Raw genomic sequence first — 24,882 nt, 5'->3', positions numbered from 1 at the left:
TCCCACTGATAATATACATCAGTGGGAGGCAACTTGCAATTACAAAAGAATTACAATTACTTTATTGAGTTATAGATAAGGTATAAAACTTCTTCAAGACTTGGTTCTTTATCTGGATTTATTTCCTTATCAATGTAGCCAAAGCCCTTTGCCACAATATAATATTTTTCATAGTCGCCTAAAGATTTTTGATTTTTAAACAAATCATCTTTAAAAATATTTTTTGCTTTTGTAAATTTTTCCAGATCATTATTTATAACTAAACTCTTAACTATATCTTTTTCTGTGATATTTTTGTCTTTTAATGCTTTATAGTCAATGCCAAATCTTGATTTATAATAAGGATCTTTTCCATAATCTTCTGCTATTAGAGAATAAAATTCTTTATAGGTTACTTTGTCACATAAATTTTTTCCAATCAATCCAATTCCCATTTCCTTTAGAGAATTTAAAGCTTCCTTATTTTTTGCTTGATCAAAGTCTTCGTAATTAATTTGTTCTTTGAAATTAACTATTTCGCCGAAGGAGTCTCTCAAAATTTTATCTTTTCCAATTATAGGTTCAATCCTTTTAATTGTTCCATATAAAAGCCTTGGACCATTGTCGGTAATTTCATATTTCAAACCAAAATTTTTTGAATTCAAATAAATTTGGTTTGCTTCTTCCATTGTGAAATCAATATTTTCTGCTTTATCAAAATCATGCTTAGATGAATTCTTATCATAAGTTGTTACGACATTGTCGCCACTCACAAAAATTTTAGCACCTTCATCAATTACAGGTATCTTACTTACATACCTAGGGAAGAAAATATTTGTACCTAGATCTGATTTTTCAACCGTGATTTTTTCTAAGTTTAATTCACTCTTGTCTCCATATTTTTCAAGGAAACTTTTTGCAGTTTTTATTGCATCTTCTTCTTTAACCTTGTTTTCAGGATCTTTTTTATCAGACCAAATGTCAAAATTAACTAATTTTAAATTTTTTGCATTTAAAACAATGTTTCCATAGTTCTTTTCTTTTTCGAGAGTCATTCTGTAATAATAATTGTCATCGTCAGAGTAAAGAGCAATATTTGCAATTTTAAAATCCTTACCCACAATTTCCATTGCCTTTTTCTTTGCATCAGATTTTGATTTAATTTCTTTAAGCCCATCAATTTTTTTAATTTCAGTTTCTGTTAAACCACTGGAATCCATTGCCTCTTCAGCCTTCGCATAAGGCATAAAGTTCATATCTGTCTTTTCTTTAACAATTTCGCCAGTTTTTGCATCAATATCAGCAACTTTTGTGTGATAAACTTTTTCTACACTGTCATTTCTTTCGTTAATTTTATAGGAAAGAATTAGAGGTGATTTTTCTAAGAATATTTTTTTGGCATCTTCTAAACTTATTTTATTGTCCTTTTTAAAAGCAGAATCCTTTAAAAAAGAATAAGCATAGGAATTTACACCCGTAGAATAAATATTGCTTACTTGGCCATAACGGCTATCAATATTTACGCTTATAAAGGTATCAGCTAGTGGAACTTCATTTACAATTCTTTGATAAGTTATGTTTATGTCGCCACTTCCCCTAAAAACTTCATAATTAGAAAGAGTGTATTTTTTGTCAAAATCTTTTATTAAGTTTTTCAAAAGATCCTCAGCCATCTTTTGCGCTTCATCTTTAGCGATAACTTTTTTGTCTTGTTCGCCATCATTTGTCCACTTGTTATAGGAAATAAATTCGCCATCACTGTTGTAGATTATGTCTATTCCTCCAAGATTTTCATCGGACCATCTATACATTTCGATATATTTGCCCTTAACAAGCTTATTCAAATATTTGCTTCCAGTGTCGCTATCTAGTGGGTCTTTTGAAATTGTAAAAGATTTATAATCTCCTGTGATATTAAATATTTTTTTAATTTTTTCAACTTTTTCCTTTTCCTTTGCAGTAACTTCCACAGAAACTGCTTCATCATTCATGACATTCTTGTTCTTACTTAATTCACTTGCAAAAGTGGGTGAAAGAAGTAATAAAGCCGATGCAGCAATAATAAATTTTTTGTGTTTCATAATATTCCTCCACAGTAAAAATATGTAAAAAAGAAGAGGCATCTGCCCCTTCAAATTAGCTTAAATTAAGCTTCTGCTTCTTCTTTGCTATCTTTATTAAGTGCAGCTACAAGCATATTAGGATCTATACCATGAACCATGGCAGCTTCTTCAAGAGATTCCATTTGAGAAGATGGGCACATAATGCAGCCCATGCCGAAGCTCATTAAAGTGCCAATTGATTCAGGCTTTTTTGAAAGAATTTCTCCAATTAACATTTCTTTTTTAATTTCCAATGTAAACACCTCCTATTAGATTATACCCAATCTTATTTATATTTAAAAGATGAGTATTTAATAAAATGATCTTCAGTCTTTCCACCAAGAGAGATTTCAAATTCACTTGTAGAATCAAAACCCTTGGCAGCCAAAGTTTTTGCTACTTCAAACTTAGAAGTATAAGGGAAGACATCAGACTTTTCACCTTGAGTCACTTGAATATAAGGCTTGTAAGTGAATTTGCCATTGTACTTAGTTGAAGTTGGAAGAACTTCAACAATTTTTTCTGATTTAATGTATTTTGCCTCGGCGTTAACTTGTCCTTCATCCTTGGTAGCTAGAATACTATTGTTGATATTTCCTAAAAATTTATCAATATCTAAGATTGGATCCTTTAAGATGTCAAGACTTTTATCTTCATAGCTTGCTTTATAATCAAGTATTTTTATTTCAACTTGATTGTTTAAAATGGCCTTGGGTTCAATTGCCCTTGAGTCAATTGTCACCTTATTGTTTTTTTGGTCGTAGTCAACTACAAAGCCAATAGTTTGTCCCAACTCTCTAAGCTTAAAATAATTGTAACCGTCAATAGTGTAGACATTAAGTGAATGTCTAACTCCATTTACAATAATATTGTGAAAGGATTTTTTTACTTCGCTGTCGCTATCCTTTAGAGGACTTAAATCAGAATCAGTTTTTGTGTAGTCGGACTTGCTGTTTATGATGACACTTGACCTCTCCTTATCGTAGCTTACGCTAAACTCAGCATCTTTTCCATCAAGAAGTGCAGCAACATCTCTTAGTTTAAAATAATTGTTATCCTCAATATTGTAGCCCTTAACGCCAGTGTCTTTGCCGTCAAGCACAATGCTTTGGCTTGAAACTTTTGCGCCAGCAAAGACATTTACACTTGTAAATAAAATAAGTGATGAAGCTACAAGGCCTAGAATTTTTTTCATATTATTACCTCCCAAGTCTATTGTATTTTAAAAGATGGCTCTCGACAAGATAAAATATTTAACCTATAATTTATAGTGGTGATTAAATGGAAAACTTATTAACAGGATTTAATATAGTATCACCTGTTTTTTTTGTCTTGCTCCTAGGCTACTTCGCAAAAAAAAGGGGATACATAGATAACAACTTTGTGGACAAGGGAACATGGATAGTCTTTTATCTAGCTCTTCCCTTTAAATTATTTTACGACATAAAAAATGCAAGGATTGTCTCCCTGCATCCAAAATATGTGGCATATATACTCTTGGGAGTAATTTTTGTAATTTTTATTTCAATAATTATTGCCAAGGCTTTGAGGATTAAGGACAAGAAAAAATTATCTGCCTTTGTCCACTGCGCCTATCGCTCAAACTTTGTCTATGTTGGCTTTCCAATCTTAGACATAATTTATAATGGTGCGCCTTCCATGGAGCACATGATAGTCATAATTGCCTTTGGTCTCACACTTTACAATATATCTGCAATAATTCTCTTAACTTATTACAGTGAAGCAGAGGACAAGAGAATTTCTTTTATTGATATTTTTATAAAAATTTTAAAAAATCCAATGATCGCCGGTGTTGTTGTGGGTGCAATATTTAATTTCTTGCAGCTTCCTGTATATCAAGGAGTGGACAAGGCAATAGAGATGGTGGCAAAAATTTCTACGCCCATGTCTCTCATCTTAATTGGGGCAAGTTTAAATTTTGAATCTTCAAAGTCCGACTTTAAGCTCATGTTTATCTCTGCCTTTATCAAGACAGTTATAGCTCCGGCACTGCTTATACCAATTGGAGTTAAGCTTGGCTTTACAAACATGGAACTGGGCATAGCCTATGTCTTTTGGGCAACACCTTGTGCGGCAAACTGTTTTATTTTCACTAAGCAAATGAAATCTGACTATGAATTTGCATCAAAGGTAATAACTTTAAGTTTTATCATGAGTATTATTACCTATCCTGTAGGAATTTCTTTAATGAATTATTTTAATCTATTGCACTAAGTAAATATTGATGTTATAATCAAGCTACAAATAAAAAATAATACCTTATTGAGAGTGGTGGAGTGAATGGGCACTTTGAAACCCGGCAACCTAGTTGGTGCTAAATCCCACAGATTTTTATCTGAAAGATGAGGTTTAATGGTCCTCACTTTTTGCGTGAGGATTTTTTTTATGGATTAGTATTTCAAAATAAATATAAAGACAAAAAATTAATTCATACATTAAATCAAAGGTATTTAAAATGGAGGAATTAAAAATGAAAAAATGGCAATTTAGTTCAGAGTCCGTTACTGAAGGACATCCTGACAAAGTTTGTGACCAAATATCTGATGCTATATTAGATAAAATTTTAGCAGAAGATAAAAAGGCTAGAGTGGCTTGCGAAACTATGGCATCCACTGGAATGATAGTTATAACTGGAGAAATTTCAACAGACACTTATGTTGACTTTGAAAAGACAGCAAGAGAAGTCCTAGAAGACATTGGATACAACAGAGCTAAGTATGGCTTTGACGGAAGAACTTGTGCAGTTTTATCTGCAATTAAAGAACAATCTTCTGACATTGCCATGGGCGTTGACAGATTTAAGGAAGCTGGAGTAGATGAACTTGACGCCTTTGGAGCAGGAGACCAAGGAATAATGTTTGGCTTTGCCTGCAATGAAACTGAAGAGTTAATGCCTCTTCCAATTTCTCTTGCCCACAAGCTTGCAAGAAGACTTACTGAAGTGAGAAAAAATGGAACACTGGACTACCTAAGACCAGATGGCAAGACTCAAGTAACTGTTGAATACGAAGACGACAAGCCTTTAAGACTTAAAAATGTTGTAGTATCTTCACAACACGCACCAGAAGTTCCAATGGAACAAATTAGAGAAGATATAATAAGAGAAGTTGTAGAAAAAGTTGTGCCTGAAGGCTTAATTGACAAGGACACAGAATTTTTCATCAACCCAACAGGCAGATTTGTAATTGGTGGACCAATGGCAGATGCTGGGCTTACTGGCAGAAAAATAATCGTAGACACTTACGGTGGTTTTGGAAGACATGGAGGAGGAGCTTTCTCAGGTAAAGATCCAACAAAGGTAGATAGATCTGGAGCCTATTATGCAAGATACATTGCAAAAAATCTTGTGGCAGCAGGACTTGCAGACAAGGTTGAAATTGGACTTGCCTATGCAATTGGTATTGCCAGACCAACTTCAGTCTATGTAGAAACTTTTGGCACTGGCAAATTATCTGACGAAGAAATCGAAAAAATTATTATGGAAAACTTTGACATGAGACCAGCTGCAATAATTCGCGACCTTGACCTTCTAAGACCAATTTATAGACAAACTGCAGCCTATGGTCACTTTGGAAGAGATGACTTAGACCTTCCATGGGAAAAGACAGACAGGGTAGAAGATTTAAAAAAATATTTAAAATAAATAAGTGAGTTAAAAAGAAAAAATCGGGTACAAAAAGCTTGTTGAGTAAAAAACACTAACTTAGTATGTTATAATAAAAATGTAAGATAAAGTTTAGATTCGAGAAGAGGATGATTATGAAGAAAAGTTTTAAATATTTTAGGGCTAACCCTTGTGGTAATATTACTGGCTTTGTAGTAGCACCAGTTTATCCAGGCTATAGAAAAGCTTATACAAAGTGTATAATTGAACAAATAGATAAGGATGTTGAACAAGTTGGATTTATTTCACCAGCCTATGAAGGTGCACCACTTAGAATGGACATGATGGGTGGAGAATTTTGTGCCAATGCAACTAGGGCCTATGGACTTTATTCTGCAGGCTTCTATGACACTGATGGACTTGTTGACATTGAAGTCTATGTAAGTGGTCACGAAGGAACTACTGATGTAATAGCTGATGTGAAAAATCAAAAGGCTTATGTTGCAATGGATGCACCACTTGCAAAGAAGACTGTAAATGTTAAGGGTGGGGACTACAAACTCATTCAGCTACCTGGGATTAGTCATCTAATTGTTGAAGAAAAAGAAGATGAAAAATTTGTCCAAGATGCCCTTGAAGTTCTTAAAAAAGATTACAAGGACGAAGCCTATGGAGTAATTTTCTTTGACAAGGAAAAGCTAGAAATTGTACCCTTTGTCTATGTAGAAGGTTCAGACACCTTATTTAGAGAATCTTCTTGCGGTTCAGGCACAGTTGCCACTGTAAATTATCTTGAAGATGACATAGATGGTCTTGATGAAGATTATAAAATTTCCATTAAGAACCCAGCAGGTGAGCTTGAAGTCTTTGTCTATGAATTTGAAGACGGCAAAAAGCTTTGTGTAGGTGGAGAAGTTGAACTATCTGAAGTAGAAAAGAAATCAATTGACATTCCACAAGATGTTGTTGCCAGCGTAATTGCTGAACACGACAAAATTGTTGAAGAAAGAAAAAAACAAATGGCTGAAGAACAAGAAAAAGTTGTAGACGAAAGCGACTTAACTGACGAAGAACTTGAAATAATGAGAAAAAAATTTGGCTTTGATTAATTTTTAAATTTATTGAAGAAAATTTTATAAAAGATTTAAAGAGGGGGCGACCTCTCTTTTTTTTGACTAAAAGTGCAGACAATAAAAGATTTTTTTAAGCTTAGTTGCTATAATATAAGAGGTGATAAAAATGATAAATGTTGTTGGACTTGGGTCTACTTCTGCCAAAGATCTCACTCTTGAGGCAGTAAAAATTATGAAAAATGGAAATAAAAATTTCTTGAGGACAGAAAGGCATGACTCTATTTCTTTTTTTGAAGAAAATAAGATAAATTATGAGTCCTTTGACTATCTCTATGATGAAATGGAAAGTTTTGATGAAGTTTACAATAAAATCGTAGAAATTTTAATTGAAAAATCTAAAGATCAAGACATAAATTATTTTGTGCCCGGTACTCCTCTGGTTGCAGAAAAAACTGTGAAGTTCCTAATAGAAAGAGAAGTTGAAATAAATATAGTAAATGGCATTTCTTTTATTGAGCCAGTTTTGGCAGCAGTGGGAAGGGATGCAGTGGATGGACTTTTGTTTTTAGATTCAGATGCAGATAAGTTTGACTTTGACACAAGAAGGGACACCCTAATCACTCAAGTTTACAACAAGAGAATTGCATCAGATTTATCTCTCTTGTTGCAAGAAGTTTATGATGAAGAGGATTTAGCCTATGTTATTACTAATGCAGGACTCCCAGAGGAGATCTTAAGAGAGGTAAAAATTTATGAACTTCCAAGACTTGATGACTACAACCATCAGTCCTGTGTCTACATTCCAAGAAGTCAGGGCAAAAATTTTAACATGATTTTAAATAAAATTTCTTCTATTATTAGTGAAAAAGATATTTATTTAGATGATAAAAATTTTGAAAGTATAAAAAAAGAAATTTTAGAAAAATCTAAGTCGATTTCCATGGACTATGAAGAGGAAAAAGATCTTTTATCCATCTTATTTTTCTTAATTTTGTTAAAGGACAGGGATGGTCTAATAGATTTACGACAAATTTATGAAGAAATATATAAAAAATTGGATAAAATAGCGATTTTTTTAAAATAAATGTAGAAAATAAACTCAACATGAGTTATAATTGTAACAGTCTTAGGTTTGCGCGCCCAATGAGTGCCTAATGTTTTCTGAAACATTGCAATTCTAAGAAAAGATTATAAAAAATCTTCAAGGAGGATATAAAATGAACAAATCAGAATTAGTAGCAAACATTGCTGAAAAATCAGGTCTTACTAAAAAGGACGCTGAACAAGCTTTAAACGGATTTATTTCTTCAGTTCAAGAAGCTCTTGCTAAGGGAGAAAAAGTACAATTAGTTGGATTTGGAACTTTCGAAGTTAGACAAAGAAAAGCTAGAGAAGGAAGAAACCCTAGAAATCCAGAAGAAGTTATTAAAATTCCTGCATCTAAAGCACCAGTTTTCAGATCAGGTAAAGCTCTTAAAGAAGCTGTTAATAAGTAATAAAAGAGAAGGCGAGGCCTTCTTTTTTTATACTCAAATTTCTTATAAGTATTGAATTATTCTAGTTTTTTTGATATATTCATAGTGGAGTGAATTATGAGATTAGATAAATTTTTAAAAAACTCAAGACTTATTAAGAGAAGGACTATCGCAAAGGAAGCTTGCGAAAAGGGACTTGTCAAAATAAATGACAAAGTTGCTAAGCCAGCAGATGATGTCAATGTGGATGATATTATTACTTTAAAACTTGGCGAAAGAGAAATCAAAGTCAAGGTTAAAGACATATCTGATGTGAACAGCAAGAAGGATGCAGAAACTCTTTACGATAGAATTGACTGAAGGTAATTGGATTTAAATTGGAGAGAATTTATGAAGGTTAAAAGAAAAAAATTCCCACTGGCTCTTGCCCTTATAATTTTATTTTCTGTTGTATATGGTTCTGTGAAAATTGGCAAATCAATTTCCATAAGAAACCAAAAACTTGAAATTATTTCTGGGAACAAAAAAGAAATTTCTAATTTAAAACTTGAAATAGATAATTTAAATTCAGAACTTGAAAATTCTTCTTCTGCAGATTTTGTAGAAAAAGTTGCCAGGGAAGAATTGGGCATGGTTAAACCTAGAGAGGTTATCTATGTAGACAAAGACAAGGAAAAAGTTTCAAATAAAGATAAATTTGTCAGCGAAGAAAAAGTTTCTAATAATAAAAATAAAGATTTAAATAAATAGGAGGAAGTTATGGATTTATCGCCAGGCGATATTGTTGAAGGTGTAGTTAGCAAGGTAACTAAATTTGGAGCCTTTGTTGATTTAAAGGAAGGCAAAAGTGGTTTAGTACATATTTCAGAGATTGCAGATACTTTTGTTAAAAATATTGAGGATCACATCAAAGAGGGCGACGAAGTCAAGGTCAAGGTTCTTAGCATTGACGAAAAGGGAAAAATTGCCCTATCAATTAAGGATGCCCTTGAAAAAAAGGAAGAGCCTAAGGATGAAAAAGTTGATGAAAGATTTGAAGATATTTTGAGCAAATTCTTAAAGGAAAGCAATACTAAACTTGATGAAGCGAGAGCTAGATATAATCAAAAGACAAAGAAGAGGAATTCTAGAAATTAGCAAGTGGTTGACTATCTTTTGATAGTTCTACCACTTTTTTATTATGGACAAGTTATTTTTTGAAAATTTAAAAAAATTAAATATTATAAAAAAAGGGGACAAGCTCTGTCTTGCAGTTTCTGGTGGAGCCGATTCCATGTATCTTTTTTACAATTTTATGGATTTAAGAGATGACTTTGATTTAGACATAATAGTCTGTCATTTAAACCATGGCATTCGCGAGACTGCCAAGAGAGATGAGGACTTTGTAAAAAATATTTGCAGAGACTATGGGGTAAAATGTCTTACAAAGACTGTGAACATGGATGAATATGCAAGACTTAATAAGCTTTCAAGAGAAGAAGCCGGAAGAATTTTAAGGTATGAATTTTTTAGGGAAAATTCTTTTGGGAGAAAAATTTTAACTGCCCACAATGCCAATGACCGTGCAGAAACTCTTCTATTTAACATTATTAGGGGAACAGGTATTAGGGGTCTAGTTGGAATAAGTGAGGTCAATGAGGACATATACAGGCCTCTCATTGACATAAAAAGAAGTGACATAGAGGACTATTTACATAAAAATAATTTGCCCTATGTTGAGGACGAGACAAACTTTGAAGAAATTTACACGAGAAATAAAATTAGGCTTAGCCTCATACCAAAATTAAGTGAACTCAATCCAAATATTATTGACGCCCTTCTTAGGCTTTCAGAAAATGCTTCTGACGCCTCTGATTTTATAGAAGAACTTGTAGAAGAAAATTTTAGTAAGTGCATCAAGGATAATTATTTTCTTGTAGATGAAATGAAAGAGCTTAACAAATTCCTAGCTTGCGAAATTATTAAATCCTACTTGGCAAAAAACTTTTACAGTGAAAATATTTTAAGTAGGGACAATATTTTAGGTATTTACGACTTGATCTTGGGTGAAAGCGGAAGAGTCATCAACCTTGGCAGCAAGATCTCTGCCAGAAAATCCTACGACAAAGTTTTTGTTGAAGAGGAAAAAAGTGAATCAGTTAAGAGAGAAGCAAGCTTAAAATTGGGTAATAATTACACAGACTTTGGCCAAATTTTTATTTCAAAAGATGGGGCAATTTCTCAGGGAGACTTCTTTATAAAAACTATAGACTGTGATAAAATTAAAGGAAGCCTTTTTATTAGAAGTAGACAAAGGGGCGACAGGTTTAAGCCTCTGGGCATGAAAAATAATAAAAAGTTAAAGGACTATTTTATAGACAGAAAAGTTGACAGGTTAAAGAGGGATGAAATAGGTCTTATTTGCGATGATGAAAAGATTATCTACGTTCTTGGCATGGATATTTCTGAAGATGTCAAGATAGATGAAAATACTTTAAATAAACTCGTTTTGGAGGTTAAAAATGTCAGATATTAAAGAAGTTCTTATTACTGAAGAAGAAATTCAAAATAAGGTTAAGGAACTTGGAGAAAAAATAACTGAAGATTATAGGGACAAGGATTTATTTTTGCTTGGCATACTAAAGGGCGCTGTTCCTTTTATGGCAGATATTATGAGAAAAATAGACCTAGACCTTGAATATGATTTTATGGATGTGTCCAGCTATCAAGGCACAAGATCCATGGGTGAAGTTAGAATTTTAAAGGACATATCTACTTCAATTGTTGGCAAGGATATTTTAATTGTGGAAGACATTATTGACACTGGCATCACACTTTCTTATCTAACAAAGGTGTTAAAGTCAAGAGGTGCAAATTCCATTGAAATTGTAACTATGCTTTCAAAGCCAAGTAGAAGAAAAATTGACTTGCCTGTTAAATACAATGGATATGAAATTGAAGATTATTTTGTAATAGGATATGGAATGGATTATGACGAAAAATACAGGGCTCTTCCTTATATTGGAATACTAGATGAGTCTGTATATTCAAAATAAGGAGGGGTGATATAGTTGAATAGAAAATTTGGAGGAGCAGGTTTTTATATTGTACTAATTTTAGTATTAGTGCTCACAATAAAATTTTTCAGCCCACCAGTAAATACAGTGGATGAAAAAAGTTTTACTGAATTTGTCACAGAACTAGATAAGGGAAATGTAAAGAGTGTGACACTACAAAATGGAGTTGACTCCATTGCCAGCGTTAAATTAAAAAGCGATGAATCCTTTAGGACTGTAATACCAAAGGAGGCATCAGATACTTTTTATAAGGATTATTTAAAGGAAAAATCTGATGCTGGCGAGATAAATGTAATTTCCACACCAACTAAGCAAACTTCTTTTCTTGTTGAATGGATTCCAACTCTATTGATGTTGGGAGTATTAATTTTCTTCTGGTACAAGATGATGCAACAAGCTGGCGGTGGCGGAGGAAAGATGAATTCCTTTGGCAAGAGCAAGGCTAAACTCATAAATAAGGAAGATTCAAAAAATCTTGTAAAGTTTAAGGATGTTGCAGGTCTTGAAGAAGAGAAGGAAGAACTTGCAGAAATTGTTGATTTCTTAAAAAATCCTAAGAAATTTATAAACATGGGGGCAAGAATACCAAAGGGAGTTCTTTTAGTAGGTCCTCCAGGAACTGGTAAGACTTATCTTTCTAAGGCAGTTGCAGGCGAAGCAGGCGTTCCCTTCTTCATCATGAGTGGATCTGACTTTGTAGAAATGTTTGTGGGTGTTGGTGCATCAAGAGTTAGAGATTTATTTGAAAACGCAAAGAAAAATGCACCATGTATAATTTTTATAGATGAAATTGATGCTGTTGGAAGAAGAAGAGGGGCAGGCCTCGGCGGCGGACATGACGAAAGAGAGCAAACTCTTAACCAACTTTTAGTTGAAATGGACGGCTTTGGCACTAACGAAGGTGTAATAGTAATGGCTGCAACAAATAGGGCAGACATACTAGACCCTGCCATTTTAAGACCAGGAAGATTTGACAGAACTGTCTATGTAGGAAAGCCTGATGTCCGTGCCAGAAAGGCAATACTTGAAATTCACTCAAGGGGCAAAAAACTTGCAAGAGATGTTGACCTTGAAGTCATTGCCAAGAGAACTCCTGGCTTTACTCCAGCAGATCTTGAAAACTTGATGAATGAATCTGCCCTACTTGCTGCAAGGAGAAATGACAGCGAAATTTCCATGGAAGATGTTGACGAAGCATCAATTAAGGTGCAAGCAGGTCCTGCAAAAAAATCTCGTGTAGTTTCAGAAAAGGAAAGAAAGCTAACTGCAGTTCACGAGTCAGGACACGCAATTGTGTCAAGGCTTCTGCCAGAGGAAGATCCAGTACACATGATTACAATTATTCCAAGGGGAATGGCTGGCGGCTTCACTGCCTATCTACCTGAAGATGATGTTTCCTTTATGACAAAGAAAAAAATGGAAGCTTCAATTGTATCTTTACTTGGAGGAAGAGTTGCAGAGTCCCTTGTCCTTGATGACATATCTACTGGAGCATCAAATGACATTGAGAGGGCTACAAAAATTGCTCGTGCCATGGTTACTCAATATGGAATGAGCGACAGACTTGGCACCATAAATTATGATTCATCTGAAAATGAAGTCTTTATCGGTCGTGACCTTGGCAGGTCAAAGGATTATTCTGAAAGAACTGCTGCAGAAATCGACGAAGAAGTTGCTAGAATTATAAATGAAGGCTACTCAAAGTGTAAGGAACTTTTAAGCGACAACCTAGATAAGCTTTTGGCACTTTCTGATGCACTTTTGGAAAAGGAAACTATTTATGCCAAGGACTTTGAAAGGATATTTAATGGAGAAAAATTGGAAGAAGAGTCTATAGACATTGACGACTCCATAAAGGTCACTGATCTTTCTGAAGAAGCTCGACAAATAATTAGCAAAAAGGAAAGTGAAAAGAAAGATAAAGAAGTCAGTGAAGACAGAGAAGACAAAGAAGAAGAGAAGGATTCTGAATAAATTCATTAAAAGCCCCTAGGGGCTTTTTTCTTTGGATAAAAATCTTAAGCTAAGACAATTTAAAAATTTTATTAAAACTGCTAGAGATTTTTCTTTAGCAGTTTTTCATGTAAGTCACCTAGGAAATCCTAAATAAATTAATAAAGGGCAATAAAAAACTGGAGCTTTACTCCAGTTTCTTAAGCTTAATTTTCATTTGTATCTTCATTTAAAATTGATTCTTTTGAATGAGATTTTTTCTTGCCACCATTTTCACCTGAGGACTTCTTTTTATTGCCATTGTCATTGTTGTTGTTATTATTCTTGTTTTTGTCCTTCTTCTTTTCTTCATCATCGGAATCTCTATACCAACCTAACTTATTAGTATAGTGTGGCTTAGTTCCGTCAGCTAGTAGTTCACGCCTTCCATTTACATATTTAGTGAAGATTCCATCTGGTTCTTCAAATTCTTTTTTGTCCAAGTCTTCGTGAACAGCTTTCATAATTTGCTTCCAAAGGTAGGCAGATTGAGTTGAACCAAAGGCAAGCTTTTGATGCTTGTCGTTGCCTATCCAAACAGAGCAAGTGTAGTAAGGAGTGTAACCAACAAACCAAACATCCTTCTTGTCAGTAGTTGTACCAGTTTTACCAGCTATGTCTTGTCCTGCAAAGGAAGCGTTGCGACCAGTACCACGTCTAACGACATCTTTTAACATATCTGTCAAAATATAAGCATTTTGTGGAGAAGTTATCTCTTTTTCCTTAGGGTCAACTTGATAGATAATATCTCCAGTGTTAGTTTCAATCCTTGTAATTACATAAGGGTTTGCATATTTTCCCTCGTTGGCAAGAGTTGTGAAGGCTCCAGCCATTTCGAAAGGACTAATGCCATAGCTCATGCCGCCAAGAGTAAGAGGAGCATAGTCCATGTCATTCCAAGTTGGATTGTCCTTTTTCTCTACAATTGTGCTGACTCCAATAGATTTTAAGGTGTCAATCATCTTATTAATCGACTCTTCGTCATTGTAGACCTTTGAATAAGTTGAATTTTTATTTGCCTTTGCTTCTTTGTCAGCAGAAATATCTCTGGCAACTTGATAAGCACCAACATTTGATGATTGACGAAGAAGATTTCTTATTGTAGTCCAACCTTGGTAATAGCTGCCAGCATTTTTAGGTGAGTGACCAAATAATTTTTCTGGCATCTTTGCGTCAAGGTAGACATCACCAGCAGTGGCTCCATTGTTAAAGGCAGTTAGATAAACTGAAATTGGCTTAATAGAAGATCCAGGTTGCCTTGGAACTAAAGCCCTATTTAAAAGTCTGCCACCACTTACATTTCTACCGCCAACAAGGGCCTTAACTTCGTGAGTTTTTTGGTCGATGATAACAGAGGCAACTTGTGGTTGTATTATTCCATTTTTTTCTGTGAAAGTGCCATAATAATATTTAGGATTTGATACAACTTGTTCTAGGGTCCTTTGCATGTCAATGTCCATTGGTGTGTAAATTTTTAGTCCGCCATTAAATAATTTATTTGTGGCTTCTTCCTTTGTGTAGCCAGAGTTCATCAAAATCTTAATAGTATTTTTTTGCACAACATCTGTGTAGAAAGATGAAATTCCACTTTCTTTACGAGAGCCTATGTCGATGTTAATTTTTTCATTTAAGGCATTTTCATATTCTTCATTAGTAATAAGACCTTGCTCAGCCATTTTCTTTAAAACTAATTTTTGTCTCTCTTGAGAAGTTTCGTTGAAGACAGCCTTTACTGGCACCACTAAATTATTTTCTATTTGTATAAGTTCAAAGTTATCTATTTGTCCAAGTTCATTTAAATTTTTTGAAATTTCAATAATTTTGTCAGAGTTTGGCTCTGATCCTTCATTTTTTGGCAGTAAAACTATTTCAATATTGCCAAGGTCATCATCTTCATTTATCTCTTGAGTATTGTAGGGAGTGTACTTTTCTGGCAAGTTTGTAACGCCTGCTAAGAGTGCACACTCAGCAAGGTCAAGTTCAGATACATCCTTGTTGAAAAAAGTTTTTGCAGCGGCTTGGACGCCCACTGTACCCTTAGAGAAGCCTGCAGAGTTTAAGTATGCCTCAAGTATCTGCTCTTTTGACAGTTTTTCTTCTATTTGGTAGGAATAGTAGATGTCTGTGATTTTTCTAACCACGCTCTTTGAAAAAGATGTGTACAAGTTCTTGGCAAGCTGCATAGTAATAGTTGATGCACCTTGGTCAAAAGACCTTGTCTTTATGTCATGGACAAGAGCACCAACGACTCTTCTATAGTCAACTCCACTGTGTTCAAAAAATCTTTCGTCTTCTATTGCCACAATGGCATTTAATAAATTTTTTGGTATATCCTCGTAGGGAACAAATTCACTAAACTCATCAGAGACTAAAGTCTCAATAAGTTTTCCATCATTGGTATAGATCCTAGAAGTTTCAGAGAGCTGAGCTCTGTATTCTGTGGGTTCTATTAGGGGAGCTTTTTTAAAAATACCAAGTACAATAGCAGTGACCATTGAACCTAAAATGATTATTGCAGCAACAACTATTAGTATGAGTATTTTTATTAGGCTTGAAAATTTTATTATTCCACGAGCTTTATTGTTTTTGGAATCTTTCATAACAACCTCCTATCTTGATATTATAACAGAATTTTTATCATATAACTATAAGTAGATATGAAAAAATCCCGCACATTGGCGAGACTTTAACATAAATTATTCTATTAATTATAAACTCTTTGATCTTTAAAAGCCTAGTTATTCATAGCTTTTAAAATTCTTGGGGAAATTATTGCTGCCACTACTGCCTTTGCCATATCAGGTATGATAAAAGGAATCATGCCAATGGAAAAGACCTTGGATATGTCCATAGGGTTTCCCATTACATTATTTAAGATGTAATACATGTAAGGAAGACCTATTGCGTAGAAAATAACTTCTGCTAAAACAAGTACGATCATAATTTTGCCAAAGTTTTTTTCTCCGTGAGCAAATTTAGAAATAAAAGCTGCACCTATTATAAAGGCAATTAAAAATCCAAAACTTGGTTTTAAAAAGGTTTGGAAGCCTCCAGTGAAGCCTGCAAAAATTGGCACGCCTATTAAGCCAAGTAGGACATAAATGAAAACGGTAAGTCCTGCATAAAAGGGTGTAAGTAAAAGTCCAGTCATAAATACAAAAAAGTTTTGTAAAGTAAAGGGAACAGGTCCAATTGGAATGGAGATAAAAGCTCCCACTGCTATAAGTGCAACTAAAAGTGCAATTTTTGTTATGTCTTTTGTTTTAATTTTCATCATTAACCTCCGAAAGATATAGTACACAATGTTTACTCTTTTGTCAATAAGGTTAACGCAAAATTTTTTCGCATTTAAAATAAATTGATTAATTATAAATATTGGGTAAATAATTAGTTGAAAGTGAAGATTATTAAATATATAATGAAAACAATTTGTTAAATGAGGTGTAAAAATGTTATTAGTAATAGATGTAGGAAATACTTCCATAACTTGGGGCGTTTATAAGGGGGATGAGCTTGTAAATGATTTTAGGACTTCCACTGTGAAGACTAGAACATCAGATGAGTACGGTCTTATTTTTATAAATACACTAACTCATGCCAATATTGATCCGCAAGATATTGAAAATGTTATAATTTCTTCCGTTGTGCCAAACCTTATGCACACACTTCCTTCTATGGTTAGAAAATATTTTAATAAGAACCCAATGATTGTAAGTGCAGACCTAGACTTGGGACTTAATATAAAGTACGACAATCCCAAGGAGGTTGGTGCCGATAGAATTGTAAATGCTGTTGGCGCACTAGAAATTTATGGCAAAAAATCCATTATAGTTGACATAGGAACGGCAATGACTTTTTGTATAGTTGACGAGGAAAAAAATTACCTTGGCGGTTTAATTATGCCAGGTATTGGAATTTCTGCTGAAGCACTTTTTATGATGACTTCAAAACTTCCAAAAATTGAAATTATTGCGCCAGAAAAAGTTATTCAATCTAACACAGTTGGAGCAATGCAATCTGGTCTCTATTACGGTTACACTGCAATGATTGATGGAATTGTAGATAAACTTTTAAAGGAACTAAATTGGAAGGAAGAAGATACTAATATTATTTCCACTGGTGGTTTCTCCACGATGTTAACAAGTGATTCAAAATATAATTTTATAATCAACAAATTTTTAACTCTTGAAGGGCTAAAAATTATATTTGAAAAAAATAGCAAAATAGATTGAGAGTGATTTTGTGTTAAAAATTTTAGCACCAATGGCAGGCTACACTGACATAGCCTTTAGGGAAGTGGCAACAGAAAAGGGAGCAGACTTAACTGTAACAGAAATGGTTTCAGCCATGGCTCTCGTCTATGAAAACAAAAAGACCCTAGACCTTTTAGAAATTTCTCCCAAGGAGAAAAAAGTTTCTGTGCAAATTTTTGGGTCTGATCCAAAAATTATGGGGGAAGCTGCCAGCATTTTAAATGACTATAATTTTTCTTATGTTGACATAAATATGGGCTGTCCTGCACCAAAAATTGTAAAAAATAATTCAGGCTCCTATCTTTTAAGGGACCCTTCACTTGTTTATGACATAGTAAAAGCTGTTGTAGAAAATTCAAAAAAGCCAGTTTCTGTAAAAGTGAGAAAGGGAATTGGTGGAATTTCTTCCATGAAGGCAATAAAAAATATTGAGGCAGCAGGGGCAAGTTTTGTCACAGTCCATGGAAGGACAAGAGAAGAATATTACACAGGAAAGGCTGACTGGGACTTTATTAAGTCTGTCAAGGAAAATGTAAAAATTCCCGTAATTGGAAATGGCGACATAGCTAGCCCTGAAGATGCCTTAGAAAAAATAAATTATTCCAAGGTTGACGGCATAGCAATAGGCAGAGGAGCAGTGGGAAACCCCTACATCTTTAATCAAATTGAAGAGCTCATAAAAACTGGCTCCTACTATAAGCCAAGTGACAGAGAAAAACTTCTTTTAATGATAGATGAGCTTGAGAGAAAAATATCTTACAGGGGAGAAAAACTTGGCATCCTTGAAATGCGAAAGGTCTACGCAAATTATTTTAAGGGCATGAAGGACTCCAAGGAAGTTAGAAATAAATTAAACACACTAAAGGACAAGGATGAGATAATTAATCTTATCAGAGCTTATATTGAAACTTTGGACTAAAATAGATTTTAAACTCTGCATAAAAGTGCGGAGTTTTTATTTTTTTAAGAAATTTTATGAAAAAATCATGGAAAAACTTTAAAATCTTGACATAAAGAGAAGTTTCGACTATAATAGCCTAGATTAAAAGGTTTTGTAAAGGGCGGCTGACGCCTTATTTTTTATATATTGAGGAGAGAGAATTTTGGAAAAAGATATATTTTTCACACCGGAAGGTCTAGAAAAAATTGAAAATGAAATCGAGTATTTAAAAACAGTTAGAAGAAAGGAAGTTTCTGAGAGAATTAAAGTTGCCCTAGGTTATGGCGACCTTTCTGAAAACTCTGAATACGACGAAGCTAAAAACGAACAAGCACAAGTTGAAGAGAGAATCGCAAAACTTGAAATGATGGTTCGTAATGCAAAGATAATTGATGAAAAAGATTTAAATACAGATGTAGTTAACATTGGTTCCAGCGTAAAGGTAAGAGAACTTGAAACTATGGAAGAAGACGAATACACAATTGTTGGTTCAGCAGAAGCAGATCCACTAGAAGGAAAAATTTCTAACGAATCACCAGTTGGCTCAAGACTTATTGGCAATCGCGTTGGCGATGTAGTGGAAGTTGAAGTTCCAGACGGAATTATTAAATACGAAATTTGCGGAATAACTATTTAGGAGGCAATTTGTGAAAAAAACAGAAGATGCAAATCTAAATGAAATGCTTTTGTTAAAGAGACAAAAGCTTGACGAATTGAGGAATGAAGGAAAGATCCCTTTGTCAATGAATCCTACGACGTAACTGCTCGCTCCAAGGACATCAAAGAAGAATTTAAGGAAGATGAGGAGAGAGAAGTTTCCATAGCTGGTCGTGTAATGAGCAAGAGACGCCACGGCAAAATTTGTTTCTTAGATGTGAGAGATGCCTTGGGAACTATTCAAGTTTTTGCAAGAAAGGATGTCCTTGAAGATAAGTACGAAGAAGTTAAGGGCCTTGACATTGGAGACATAGTTGGAGTAAAGGGAGTTGTATTTAAGACAGAAGCTGGCGAAATCACAGTTCGTGCAACAGATCTCACTCTACTTTCAAAATCACTTCAAATTCTTCCAGAAAAATTCCACGGATTAAAGGACCCAGACCTAAGATACAGACAAAGATATGTTGATTTAATTGTAAATCCTGAAGTTAAAGATGTATTTATAAAAAGAAATCAAATTATCAAAAAAATTAGAGAATTTTTAGACAATAAAGGCTTCTTGGAAGTCGAAACACCAATCCTTGGCACAGTAGCAGGTGGAGCAAATGCAAGACCTTTCTACACTCACCACAACACTCTTGACATTGACATGCAACTTAGAATTGCCAACGAACTTTTCTTAAAGAGATTAATCGTAGGTGGATTTGAAAAAGTTTATGAAATGGGCAAGATGTTTAGAAACGAAGGAATGGACCCTAAGCACAATCCTGAATTTACAAATATTGAACTTTACCAAGCCTATGTTGACTACGAAGAAATGATGAGAATAACTGAAAACTTATTCGAATATGTAGCTCTTGAAGTTCTTGGAACTGACACAATAAATTACCAAGGCACAGAAATTTCATTAAAGGCACCTTGGAAGAGAATCACCATGATTGATGCAGTTAAAAAATACGCTGATGTAGACTTTAACGAAATCGACACAGATGAAAAGGCTAGAGAAATTGCAAGAGAAAAGGGACTAGAAATTTCTGACCACGACACTTGGGGCAAAATTCTTTCAGAAATGTTTGAAGAATTCTGCGAAGAACACCTAGTTGAACCAACTTTTGTAATTGGTCACCCAGTAGAAGTTTCTCCACTTGCAAAGAGAAATCCAGAGGACCCAAGACTTACACAAAGATTTGAAGCCTTCATCAACACTTGGGAATTTGCTAACGCCTTCTCTGAACTTAATGACCCAATCGATCAAAGAGAAAGATTTGAAGCACAAGTTGCTGAAAAAGAAGCAGGCGATGATGAAGCTCACCCAATGGATTCAGACTTCATCAATGCAATTGAAGTAGGCCTTCCACCAACAGGTGGACTTGGAATTGGCGTTGACAGAATGATTGTACTTTTGACAGACCAACCATCTATTAGAGATGTACTATTATTCCCAACAATGAAGCCAATAGGCTTAGAAAAGGCAGAAAATGGGGATTCGTCAAAAGAAACTTACGAAACTTACGACAAACTTACGACAGAAAAAATCGACTTTTCAAAAGTAAAAGTTGAACCACTATTTGAAGATATGGTTGATTTTGATACATTCTCAAAATCTGATTTTAGAGTTGTAAAAGTCAAAAACTGCGAAGAAGTTCCTAAGTCAAAAAAACTTTTGAAATTTACATTAGATGATGGTTCTGAAAAAGAAAGAGTTATTTTATCTGGTATTAAGGAATATTACAGTGCGGAGTCTTTAATTGGAAAGACACTGCTTGCAATTTGTAATCTTCCTCCACGTAAGATGATGGGAATCGACTCAGAAGGTATGATTATATCTGCAATTTGTGAGTACGACGGAGAAGAAAAACTTAACTTAATAATGTTGGATGATAATATTCCAGCAGGATCAAAATTATATTAAAGGACACGCTAATTATGAAACTGGGGTTTGTTATGAATCCCAGTTTAATTTTTAGGGGTATGTATGAGATGGATAATTAGAATAATTTTATTACCGATAAGATTAGTGTTGGGTTTGCTCATAGTTTTTTTAACCTTCATATTAAGTTTGAGTACTGCGTTGTTAAGCGTAGTTTCTACTTTAATTTTTATAATTGGATTAGCTAGCATATTTCAAGGAGACAAGCAAATTGTAATTGAAGCACTAATATTAGCATTTTTATTTAGTCCATTTGGATTACCTAAATTAGGTATATATGTTATTGGATTATTAGAATTATTAAACTATACAATAAAATCAATTTGAAGAAAAATAAATATTAGACAATCGTAGACGATAGAAAGTAATAATTCTGTCGTCTTTTTTTATTTCAAAGAAAGGAGGTAGGGATGAATTTTGATTATTTTTATAATAGGCAATCTGAAATGTATAACTTCATTAGGTTACCTATGGTATTAATGGAAGATGAGATTTTTGAGAGCATTTCTATTGAAGCTAAAGTTTTGTATTCATATATGCTTAATCGAATGGGTCTTTCATATAAAAATGGCTGGATAGATGAAGATGGAAAAGTCTTTATTTACTACACAATTGAAAATATAAAAGATCAATTTAATTGTGCGAGTGAAAAAGCAAATAAATTAATAGCTGAACTTGATATTAAGTCAGGGATAGGACTGATTGAAAAGAAAAGACAAGGACTTGGAAAGCCTAACAGAATTTATGTTAAAGACTTTATGAGCATATTTAATAATATGGAATTAAAAAATCAAGAAGTTCGAAAAACAAAATTCCAGAAGTTCGATAATCGAAATTCAAGAGATTCGAATATCGAAAGTCAAGATTTTCGAAAATCGGAAGGTAACTATAATAATATTAGTAATAATAAGTTAAGAAATAATGATTTTAGTAAAGGGCAAAAATCTTATGGAATATATAAAAATATATTTTTGACTGATGAAGAATACAAGGACTTAACAAATGAGTTAGGAAGTAGAATTAATGAATACATTGATAGATTGTCGTCTTACATGAAAGCAAATAACAGAGTGTATCAAGATCACAAGGCAACAATAATTAACTGGTATCTTAATGATCAGGCGAAAAGCATGAATGACAAATCAACAAGAAAAATGAATTACGATATAGGAGAGAGTTTATGAAGAACTTAGAAGATTTTGTATTAAGAGAAAATGATATTGAAAGAAATGGACATATCTATTGTAAGGTATGTGGTAAAAGAGTCGATGGAGAATTAGTTGACCTTGGATTTACAAAGTTTATTCCAAGAATTAAATGTGAATGTGAAATAAAAAGAGATAAGGAGAATGCAGAAAGAGAAATATTAACGAGAATATCATCGCTAAAAAGAGATTGTTTTTCATCGCCACTCCAACACCAATATAATTTTGAGAAATACTTAAATGAAAAAGGTCAAGCTTACAAGGTTGCTTACAATTATGCTAAAAGTTTTGAACAAATGAAGGAAGACAATGTTGGACTTTTATTTTATGGAGATGTTGGTAGTGGAAAGACTTATCTTGCTTGTTCAATTGCAAATGAATTAATTGAAAGAAAACAAGTTAAAGTTAAGATTATGAATTTATCTCAGGTTATAAACCAAATACAAAAATCTGCATTTAAGGTTGATTCAAATGAAATTATAGATAACCTATCTAATATTCCTTTGTTAATCCTAGATGACCTCGGAATTGAAAGGGATACATCTTATGCAAGAGAACAAGTATATAACATTATAAATTCAAGATACTTAAAGGGTAGGCCGACAATTTTTACTACAAACTTATCATTGGAAATTATTCAGAATCCTAATATTGATCTTGAGTATCAGAGGATATATTCAAGAATACTTGAAATGACAATACCAGTTAAAGTTACGGGAGAAGATTTTAGAAGAAAAATCCATCAAGAGAAGTTAAGAAAATACAAAGAGTTACTTTTATATGGAGGTGGAATAGATGATTAATGAAGAAGTATCAAGATCGAGCCTTAACCTTGAAGTAAGGCTTGCAAAAGCAACAAGTAAAGCAATTCTTGATGCCTTAAAGAAAGTACACAAGCAAATAGAAGAACAAGGAGGCTTGAAAAATGTAATAAAAAATAACGGAGAAGAAGTAAAACTAAAGGATATGGTTAAAAAGGGACAGTTAGAAGAAATTAACCTAAAAGATCCTGAGTTAAAAGAACTAAAGAAAATTTTAAATAAACACGGAGTGAAGTTTTCTGTTATGAAAGATAAGGAAACTGGTAACCACTCTGTGTTTTTTCAATCTAAGGATATAAAAGTAATGGAACATGCCTTCAAAAAAGCAGTTAAGGCTTCTGAAAGAAAGGCCGATAGGAAAGATTCAATAACGAAGACTATAAATAAGTTTAAAGATATGGCTAAGGATACCATTAGTAAAGATAAAGTTAAAAATAAACATAAGGAGCAAAGCTTATGATAAGTAATTTAAAAACATTTGAAAATAAGAATTTTGGGAAACTCACTGTTATAGAAAAAGACGGTGAGTTTTTCTTTATAGCAAATGAAGTAGCAACTATGCTCGGATATGTCAATCCAAGAAAAGCTGTTTATGACCATGTAAATGAAGAAGATAAGGGTGTAACGAAATGGAACACCCCTGGAGGAATACAGAATATTTCAATAATTAACGAATCAGGTTTGTATTCACTTATCCTCTCATCAAAACTACCACAAGCAAAAATATTCAAGGCTTGGGTAACTAGAGAGGTCTTACCAAGTATTAGAAAGAATGGAGGATATATAGTAGGGCAAGAAAAGAAAACTAATGAAGAGCTACTTGCAGATGCAATTCTTGTAGCCAATAGAATTATTGCCGAAAGAGAAGAAGAGATTGAAGAATTAAGACCAAAGGCAGATTATTATGACAAATTAGTAGATTATAATCTACTTACAAACTTTAGAAATACTGCCAAAGAGTTAGGAATACCACAAAATCAGTTTATAAGTTTTTTAATGGATAAGGGATTAATTTATAGAGATAAGAAAAAGAAACTCTTACCTTATGCAGATAAGAATAATGGATATTTTGAAGTAAAAGAATGGGTTGATCCACTAGGTACACTTGTAGGAATACAAACATTTATAACACCAAAGGGAAGACACTACCTACTAATTTTATTAGATAGTGAAGGTTTCTACGATGAATAAGATATTAGAAGCCATTCTTTCTGATATTAAAAACTTAATTAAAATAGACAACCCAAAGAAATTTATATTATCAAACATTCCTTATTTATCCTTTTTCTACATTGGAAATATCTTTTCTAAGCACATCAATTCTTATGTAGGAGGAGATATTATTGATAGAATAATGGTGGGAATTTCTGATATAGGAACTTTATCTTATATACCAAGTATTAATCCAAGGGATTTGTTAGTAGGTGTTTCAGTTGCTGGTCTTGTTAAGCTAATTGTTTATAGCAAAGGTAAAAACAAAAAGAAATATAGGCAAGGTAAAGAGTATGGATCTGCAAGATGGGGAGAAAGTAAGGATATTGCTCCATATATAGACCCTAAGTTTGAAAACAATGTTCTCATAACTAATACCGAAAGACTAACAATGAATTCAAGACCTAAAAACCCTAAATACGCTAGAAATAAAAATGTGTTAGTGATTGGTGGTTCTGGATCAGGTAAGACAAGATTTTATGTAAAGCCAAATCTAATGCAAATGCACTCTTCCTATGTAGTAACAGACCCTAAAGGATTAACCTTATAGGGACAGAGAAAA

General features: G+C 33.5%; 24 protein-coding genes, 2 pseudogenes and 1 riboswitch. Of the genes and pseudogenes, 21 read left to right on the top strand and 5 right to left on the bottom strand.

The genetic code is table 11. From position 1 onward, the window contains the following. Positions 1–56: 56 nt before the first annotated feature. From HMPREF2801_RS01300 to HMPREF2801_RS01290, 3 genes are all read right to left on the bottom strand, one after another. Positions 57–2,060, bottom strand: coding sequence for a YcdB/YcdC domain-containing protein (locus tag HMPREF2801_RS01300; RefSeq protein ID WP_070610210.1), 2,004 nt, complete (start codon positions 2,058–2,060; stop codon positions 57–59). A gap of 65 nt (positions 2,061–2,125) precedes the next feature. After that, entirely contained in the window at positions 2,126–2,335 is a 210-nt protein-coding gene (locus HMPREF2801_RS01295) for a DUF1858 domain-containing protein (RefSeq protein ID WP_019124082.1), read from the bottom strand. Between the two features lie 32 nt (positions 2,336–2,367). Then, positions 2,368–3,276, bottom strand: coding sequence for a hypothetical protein (locus tag HMPREF2801_RS01290; protein WP_070610209.1), 909 nt, complete (start codon positions 3,274–3,276; stop codon positions 2,368–2,370). An 86-nt stretch (positions 3,277–3,362) separates the two neighbouring features. Between HMPREF2801_RS01290 and HMPREF2801_RS01285 the strand changes: the two genes are divergently transcribed. The 11 genes from HMPREF2801_RS01285 to ftsH all read left to right on the top strand — a co-directional run bounded on the left by HMPREF2801_RS01285 (position 3,363) and on the right by ftsH (position 13,284). Next, on the top strand, positions 3,363–4,316 hold the full coding sequence (locus HMPREF2801_RS01285) for an AEC family transporter (protein WP_070610208.1): 954 nt from the start codon (positions 3,363–3,365) through the stop codon (positions 4,314–4,316). 42 nt (positions 4,317–4,358) lie between these two features. Further along, positions 4,359–4,451: riboswitch (SAM riboswitch) on the top strand. 121 nt (positions 4,452–4,572) lie between these two features. Then, positions 4,573–5,745 (top strand): methionine adenosyltransferase, encoded by a 1,173-nt coding sequence (metK, locus tag HMPREF2801_RS01280; protein WP_070610207.1) that lies wholly within the window; start codon positions 4,573–4,575, stop codon positions 5,743–5,745. 116 nt (positions 5,746–5,861) lie between these two features. Next, positions 5,862–6,815 (top strand): histidine racemase CntK family protein, encoded by a 954-nt coding sequence (locus tag HMPREF2801_RS01275; protein ID WP_070610206.1) that lies wholly within the window; start codon positions 5,862–5,864, stop codon positions 6,813–6,815. 130 nt (positions 6,816–6,945) lie between these two features. Continuing rightward, positions 6,946–7,863 carry an SAM-dependent methyltransferase gene (locus HMPREF2801_RS01270; RefSeq protein ID WP_070610205.1) on the top strand — a complete coding sequence of 306 codons (918 nt, stop codon included), beginning with the start codon at positions 6,946–6,948 and terminating at the stop codon, positions 7,861–7,863. Positions 7,864–7,996: 133 nt separating this feature from the next. Beyond that, complete coding sequence (locus HMPREF2801_RS01265; RefSeq protein WP_019124088.1) at positions 7,997–8,275, top strand: HU family DNA-binding protein; 279 nt, start codon at positions 7,997–7,999, stop codon at positions 8,273–8,275. 96 nt (positions 8,276–8,371) lie between these two features. After that, complete coding sequence (locus tag HMPREF2801_RS01260) at positions 8,372–8,614, top strand: RNA-binding S4 domain-containing protein (RefSeq protein ID WP_070610204.1); 243 nt, start codon at positions 8,372–8,374, stop codon at positions 8,612–8,614. A 30-nt stretch (positions 8,615–8,644) separates the two neighbouring features. Next, a complete protein-coding gene (locus HMPREF2801_RS01255) occupies positions 8,645–9,004 on the top strand; it encodes an FtsB family cell division protein (protein ID WP_070610203.1) in 360 nt (119 codons plus the stop codon). A 9-nt stretch (positions 9,005–9,013) separates the two neighbouring features. Continuing rightward, on the top strand, positions 9,014–9,391 hold the full coding sequence (locus HMPREF2801_RS01250) for a S1 RNA-binding domain-containing protein (RefSeq protein ID WP_019124091.1): 378 nt from the start codon (positions 9,014–9,016) through the stop codon (positions 9,389–9,391). A 43-nt stretch (positions 9,392–9,434) separates the two neighbouring features. Then, a complete protein-coding gene (gene tilS, locus HMPREF2801_RS01245) occupies positions 9,435–10,769 on the top strand; it encodes a tRNA lysidine(34) synthetase TilS (RefSeq protein ID WP_070610202.1) in 1,335 nt (444 codons plus the stop codon). Beyond that, entirely contained in the window at positions 10,756–11,289 is a 534-nt protein-coding gene (hpt, locus tag HMPREF2801_RS01240) for a hypoxanthine phosphoribosyltransferase (RefSeq protein WP_070610201.1), read from the top strand. The genes tilS and hpt overlap by 14 nt, the downstream gene beginning before the upstream one ends. A 15-nt stretch (positions 11,290–11,304) precedes the next feature. After that, complete coding sequence (ftsH, locus tag HMPREF2801_RS01235) at positions 11,305–13,284, top strand: ATP-dependent zinc metalloprotease FtsH (RefSeq protein WP_070610200.1); 1,980 nt, start codon at positions 11,305–11,307, stop codon at positions 13,282–13,284. 185 nt (positions 13,285–13,469) lie between these two features. Here the strand turns inward: ftsH and HMPREF2801_RS01230 are convergent, their stop codons facing one another. Together HMPREF2801_RS01230 and HMPREF2801_RS01225 are read right to left on the bottom strand one after the other, a co-directional pair. After that, positions 13,470–15,902, bottom strand: coding sequence for a transglycosylase domain-containing protein (locus HMPREF2801_RS01230; RefSeq protein WP_070610199.1), 2,433 nt, complete (start codon positions 15,900–15,902; stop codon positions 13,470–13,472). A gap of 134 nt (positions 15,903–16,036) precedes the next feature. Continuing rightward, on the bottom strand, positions 16,037–16,576 hold the full coding sequence (locus HMPREF2801_RS01225; protein WP_070610198.1) for a biotin transporter BioY: 540 nt from the start codon (positions 16,574–16,576) through the stop codon (positions 16,037–16,039). Between the two features lie 175 nt (positions 16,577–16,751). On the opposite strand from HMPREF2801_RS01225, the gene HMPREF2801_RS01220 reads away from it, so the two are divergent. The 10 genes and pseudogenes from HMPREF2801_RS01220 to HMPREF2801_RS01175 form a co-directional block, all read left to right on the top strand. Next, positions 16,752–17,534 (top strand): type III pantothenate kinase, encoded by a 783-nt coding sequence (locus tag HMPREF2801_RS01220; RefSeq protein ID WP_070610197.1) that lies wholly within the window; start codon positions 16,752–16,754, stop codon positions 17,532–17,534. Positions 17,535–17,544: 10 nt separating this feature from the next. After that, the gene (gene dusB, locus HMPREF2801_RS01215) at positions 17,545–18,474 is read left to right on the top strand and encodes a tRNA dihydrouridine synthase DusB (RefSeq protein ID WP_083303690.1); all 930 of its coding nucleotides are present in this window, start codon (positions 17,545–17,547) and stop codon (positions 18,472–18,474) included. Positions 18,475–18,658: 184 nt separating this feature from the next. Continuing rightward, the gene (greA, locus tag HMPREF2801_RS01210) at positions 18,659–19,132 is read left to right on the top strand and encodes a transcription elongation factor GreA (protein ID WP_070610196.1); all 474 of its coding nucleotides are present in this window, start codon (positions 18,659–18,661) and stop codon (positions 19,130–19,132) included. 43 nt (positions 19,133–19,175) lie between these two features. Next, positions 19,176–21,064 (top strand): annotated as a pseudogene (gene lysS, locus HMPREF2801_RS01205) (lysine--tRNA ligase). A 63-nt stretch (positions 21,065–21,127) separates the two neighbouring features. Further along, the gene (locus HMPREF2801_RS01200) at positions 21,128–21,409 is read left to right on the top strand and encodes a CD1845 family protein (RefSeq protein WP_070610195.1); all 282 of its coding nucleotides are present in this window, start codon (positions 21,128–21,130) and stop codon (positions 21,407–21,409) included. 83 nt (positions 21,410–21,492) lie between these two features. After that, positions 21,493–22,266 (top strand): replication initiator protein A, encoded by a 774-nt coding sequence (locus tag HMPREF2801_RS01195; protein WP_070610194.1) that lies wholly within the window; start codon positions 21,493–21,495, stop codon positions 22,264–22,266. Then, the gene (locus HMPREF2801_RS01190; protein WP_070610193.1) at positions 22,263–23,090 is read left to right on the top strand and encodes an ATP-binding protein; all 828 of its coding nucleotides are present in this window, start codon (positions 22,263–22,265) and stop codon (positions 23,088–23,090) included. Before HMPREF2801_RS01195 ends, HMPREF2801_RS01190 begins: the two co-directional genes overlap by 4 nt. Beyond that, positions 23,083–23,568, top strand: coding sequence for a PcfB family protein (locus HMPREF2801_RS01185; RefSeq protein ID WP_000606600.1), 486 nt, complete (start codon positions 23,083–23,085; stop codon positions 23,566–23,568). The genes HMPREF2801_RS01190 and HMPREF2801_RS01185 overlap by 8 nt, the downstream gene beginning before the upstream one ends. Then, positions 23,565–24,299, top strand: coding sequence for a phage antirepressor KilAC domain-containing protein (locus HMPREF2801_RS01180; RefSeq protein WP_070610192.1), 735 nt, complete (start codon positions 23,565–23,567; stop codon positions 24,297–24,299). Before HMPREF2801_RS01185 ends, HMPREF2801_RS01180 begins: the two co-directional genes overlap by 4 nt. Further along, positions 24,292–24,858: pseudogene (locus HMPREF2801_RS01175) on the top strand (type IV secretory system conjugative DNA transfer family protein); the annotation flags it as partial. The gene HMPREF2801_RS01180 and the pseudogene HMPREF2801_RS01175, both read left to right, overlap by 8 nt. Positions 24,859–24,882: the final 24 nt, after the last annotated feature.

The sequence above is a fragment of the Peptoniphilus sp. HMSC062D09 genome (genome assembly GCF_001811425.1).
In the GTDB taxonomy this organism is placed as follows: Bacteria; Bacillota; Clostridia; order Tissierellales; family Peptoniphilaceae; genus Peptoniphilus_A.
Note: the sequence above shows the minus strand (reverse complement) of the source record. Positions and strands in the feature narration are given on the sequence as shown.

Bases quoted from the DNA above. Each gene is read 5' to 3' on its own strand.
- HMPREF2801_RS01255 (WP_070610203.1), top strand. From the start codon at position 8,645: ATGAAGGTTAAAAGAAAAAAATTCCCACTGGCTCTTGCCCTTATAATT.
- HMPREF2801_RS01270 (WP_070610205.1), top strand. From the start codon at position 6,946: ATGATAAATGTTGTTGGACTTGGGTCTACTTCTGCCAAAGATCTCACT.
- HMPREF2801_RS01180 (WP_070610192.1), top strand. From the start codon at position 23,565: ATGATAAGTAATTTAAAAACATTTGAAAATAAGAATTTTGGGAAACTC.
- HMPREF2801_RS01300 (WP_070610210.1), bottom strand. From the start codon at position 2,060: ATGAAACACAAAAAATTTATTATTGCTGCATCGGCTTTATTACTTCTT.
- HMPREF2801_RS01260 (WP_070610204.1), top strand. From the start codon at position 8,372: ATGAGATTAGATAAATTTTTAAAAAACTCAAGACTTATTAAGAGAAGG.
- HMPREF2801_RS01220 (WP_070610197.1), top strand. From the start codon at position 16,752: ATGTTATTAGTAATAGATGTAGGAAATACTTCCATAACTTGGGGCGTT.
- hpt (WP_070610201.1), top strand. From the start codon at position 10,756: ATGTCAGATATTAAAGAAGTTCTTATTACTGAAGAAGAAATTCAAAAT.
- HMPREF2801_RS01200 (WP_070610195.1), top strand. From the start codon at position 21,128: ATGAGATGGATAATTAGAATAATTTTATTACCGATAAGATTAGTGTTG.
- HMPREF2801_RS01190 (WP_070610193.1), top strand. From the start codon at position 22,263: ATGAAGAACTTAGAAGATTTTGTATTAAGAGAAAATGATATTGAAAGA.
- HMPREF2801_RS01185 (WP_000606600.1), top strand. From the start codon at position 23,083: ATGATTAATGAAGAAGTATCAAGATCGAGCCTTAACCTTGAAGTAAGG.
- metK (WP_070610207.1), top strand. From the start codon at position 4,573: ATGAAAAAATGGCAATTTAGTTCAGAGTCCGTTACTGAAGGACATCCT.
- tilS (WP_070610202.1), top strand. From the start codon at position 9,435: ATGGACAAGTTATTTTTTGAAAATTTAAAAAAATTAAATATTATAAAA.
- HMPREF2801_RS01265 (WP_019124088.1), top strand. From the start codon at position 7,997: ATGAACAAATCAGAATTAGTAGCAAACATTGCTGAAAAATCAGGTCTT.
- HMPREF2801_RS01230 (WP_070610199.1), bottom strand. From the start codon at position 15,902: ATGAAAGATTCCAAAAACAATAAAGCTCGTGGAATAATAAAATTTTCA.
- HMPREF2801_RS01250 (WP_019124091.1), top strand. From the start codon at position 9,014: ATGGATTTATCGCCAGGCGATATTGTTGAAGGTGTAGTTAGCAAGGTA.
- HMPREF2801_RS01290 (WP_070610209.1), bottom strand. From the start codon at position 3,276: ATGAAAAAAATTCTAGGCCTTGTAGCTTCATCACTTATTTTATTTACA.
- HMPREF2801_RS01225 (WP_070610198.1), bottom strand. From the start codon at position 16,576: ATGAAAATTAAAACAAAAGACATAACAAAAATTGCACTTTTAGTTGCA.
- HMPREF2801_RS01195 (WP_070610194.1), top strand. From the start codon at position 21,493: ATGAATTTTGATTATTTTTATAATAGGCAATCTGAAATGTATAACTTC.
- HMPREF2801_RS01275 (WP_070610206.1), top strand. From the start codon at position 5,862: ATGAAGAAAAGTTTTAAATATTTTAGGGCTAACCCTTGTGGTAATATT.
- HMPREF2801_RS01285 (WP_070610208.1), top strand. From the start codon at position 3,363: ATGGAAAACTTATTAACAGGATTTAATATAGTATCACCTGTTTTTTTT.